Origin of the sequence: Streptococcus sp. HMSC074B11 (assembly GCF_001808705.1) — a bacterium.
GTDB lineage: Bacteria > Bacillota > Bacilli > Lactobacillales > Streptococcaceae > Streptococcus.
In genome coordinates, this window is record NZ_KV794236.1 from 1 (window position 1) to 224 (window position 224).

Genomic DNA, 224 nt, shown 5'->3' on the forward strand with positions numbered 1-224 from the left:
GCTTTGCAGCTGAGCGTGTGATTAGAGAAGATGAGCAAGGTTTTGTAGTTTCACATGGAGATCATGCCCACTATTTCTTTAAAAAAGATTTATCAGCAGAACAGATCAAGGCAGCACAAGAGCATTTGCATAGACATGTCCAAACAGAAGTTCCAAAAGATAATCATAATACTCATAAAGAAAATGAAGCGAAACACGAGCATCATGAAGATGAACATGATCAT

General features: G+C 37.5%; 1 protein-coding gene. It reads left to right on the forward strand.

Annotated features, from left to right (window positions below):
* The coding region (locus HMPREF2619_RS11465) for a pneumococcal-type histidine triad protein (protein WP_222563150.1) at nt 1-224 on the forward strand (224 nt) is incomplete at both ends.